A 2,749-nucleotide genomic window follows, 5' to 3' on the forward strand; every position below is an offset into this window, starting at 1 on the left:
CGGCTCTTCGGCTACCGTCGCCTCACCGTACGGTACGAACGAAAAGGCAGCCGCTTCCTCGCCTTCCTCGGCCTCGCCGCAGCCCTGACCTGCTAAAAAAGACTCGCGAAACTCGCCACATGAGACATCCTCTTAGTGGTCGGCCCCGGAACTGGGAGTGACGCGGGCTCCGGGCCCGCACCGGTCGACCGGAACGGACGGCTGACCCGCACGGAGTACGCACGGCTCTCCCGCTGCCCCGCCCGTTCCCCGTATCCGCGTCGTGTCGCGGCCTGCGCTATCTGGCTGCTATGCGGCTTGGGGAAGATCGACGTCGCAGGTCCGTGGCGGTACACGCCGGGAATGACGAAGGCGTCCCGGCCGGCGCGCGCCCCGTAGGAGCGGGCGCCCCGGCACGGTCCGGTGACTGATGGTCCTACTCGCCGTGAAGGAGCCCGAAGACACGATGGCGCACCCCGACAGTACGGAAGCACCGCTGCTGTGGACACTTGCCGGCAGTGGCAGGGAGTCGCTGGCGGCCGGCGCGCGCGGCCTGCACGCGTACCTGGCCGGTCGTGACGACTGGAGCCCCCAGGACATCGCGTTCACCCTCGCGCGCACCGCTTCCGAGGGGAACCGGCGGGCGGCACTGGTGGCGGACGGCCGTGACGGACTCCTGCGGCGGCTGGACGCGCTCGCCGATGGCAGGAGCATGCCCGGCCTGGTGGAGGGAACCGCCGGGGCCGCCCGCGGGGTCGCCTTCGTGTTTCCCGGGCAGGGCGCGCAATGGCCCCGGATGGCGGTGGACCTGCTGGACACGTCCACGGTGTTCCGCGACCGGATGGACGCGTGCGCGCAGGCCCTGGAACCGTTCGTCGACTGGTCTCCGATCGACGTGCTCCGCGACCCGGACGCGCCGGGTGCACCTGCCGCGGACCGGGCCGACGTGGTGCAGCCCCTGCTGTTCGCCGTGACGGTGTCGCTCGCCGCGCTGTGGCGCTTCCACGGCGTGGAACCGGCCGCCGTGCTGGGGCACAGCGTCGGCGAGGTCACCGCCGCCGCGGTCTCCGGCGCCCTGTCCCTGGAGGACTCCGCGCGGGTGGTGGCCCTGTGGAGCCAGGCACAGGCGACCCTGGCCGGGCAGGGCGACATGGTCGCCGTCATGGCCCCGGCCGGCGAGGTCGAGCCGCGGCTGTGCCGCTGGGACGGTCGCCTCGTCGTCGCCGCGCACAACGGCCCGCAGTCCGTCATCGTCTCCGGTGACCGCGACGCCGCGACCGAACTCCTCGCCGACCTCGCCTCGGACGCGGTGCACGCACGGCGGATCGCGGTCGGCCTGGCCGCCCATTCCCCCCACATCGACGCGATCATTCCCCGGATGCGCGCCGACCTCGCACCGATCCGGCCCCGCACACCGCACCTGCCCTACTACTCCGGACTGACCGGCGGACGACTGGACGTCCCGGTACTGGACGCCGACTACTGGTGCCGCAACCTGCGAAACACGGTCAGGTTCCACCAGGCGGCCAGGGCCCTGCTGCGGGACAGGCACGGCGTCCTGCTGGAGGTCAGCCCGCACACCGTGCTGACCTCAGCCCTCACGGAGTGCGCGGAGGAACACGGCGCGCAGGCCGCCGTCCTCGGGACGCTGCGCCGGGACCAGGGCGGGCCGGGCCGCTTTCTGACCTCGCTCGGTGACCTGTACGTGCGCGGTGTCACCCCGGACCGGGAAGCGCTGTCCGCCGATCGGGGCGCCTCGGTACGGGAACTGCCGGCGGCTGCCCTGGCGGCGCTCGTGGAGCCCGGCCCCGCGGACACGGACGGGCCGGACGGCGAAGGCGGCGCGGGCGACCGGGACGCGGGCGCCGCGTTCCGCGCGGAGCTGGCCGGCATGGACGAACCGGAGCGGCGCGCGGCGCTGGCCCGGCTGGTGGGCGAGGAGATCGCCGTACTGACCGGGCGGTTCGATCCGGTCCCCGGCGACCTGGCCTTCCTCGACCTGGGACTCGACTCCGTCACAGCGGTGGAGCTGCGCAACCGGCTGAGCGTGGCGACGGCGCTGCGCATCCCGGCGACGGTGGTCTTCGACTGCCCGACCACGGCGGCCCTGACCGCGTACCTCTGCGCCGAAATCAGCGGCGACCGGTCCGACCGGTCCGACCGGGATACGGACGAGCCGGTGCGGCGGGCCGCGGACGACGACCCCGTGGTGATCGTCGGCATGGGCTGCCGCTACCCCGGCGGTGTCGGCAACCCCGACGAACTCTGGGAGCTGCTGTCTGCTGGTGCCGACGCCGTCTCCGCGCTGCCCGGCGACCGCGGCTGGGACACCACCGGCCGGTACGACCCCGCACCGGGGACGCCGGGCCGGTACTACCAGCGCGAGGCGGGCTCGCTCGCCGGCGTAGCCGACTTCGACGCGGAGTTCTTCGGCATCTCGCCGCGCGAGGCCCTGGCGATGGACCCGCAGCAGCGGCTGCTGCTGGAGACGACCTGGGAAGTACTGGAGCGGGCCGGGATCGCCCCGGCCACCCTGCGCCGGACCCGGACGGGCGTCTACGTCGGGGCGATGACCATGGACTACGGGCCCCCTCTCGAACAGGGCGCCGACGAGGGCGGCCACCTGCTGACCGGCAACACCGGCAGCGTCGCGTCGGGCCGCATAGCCTACGCCCTCGGGCTGGAAGGCCCCGCGGTCACCGTGGACACGGCGTGCTCGTCCTCGCTGGTGGCCCTGCACCTCGCGGCCCAATCGCTGCGGTCGGGCGAG

At 73.7% G+C, this 2,749-nt stretch carries 1 protein-coding gene and 1 pseudogene; both read left to right on the top strand.

What is annotated here, in order from left to right:
- Positions 1-96, top strand: a pseudogene (locus H300_RS31990) (IS5/IS1182 family transposase); the annotation flags it as partial.
- 349 nt (positions 97-445) lie between these two features.
- On the top strand, positions 446-2,749 hold a 2,304-nt coding region (locus tag H300_RS28565; protein ID WP_037981501.1), incomplete at its 3' end, for an acyltransferase domain-containing protein.

Source organism: Streptomyces sp. TAA040 (genome assembly GCF_000424845.1).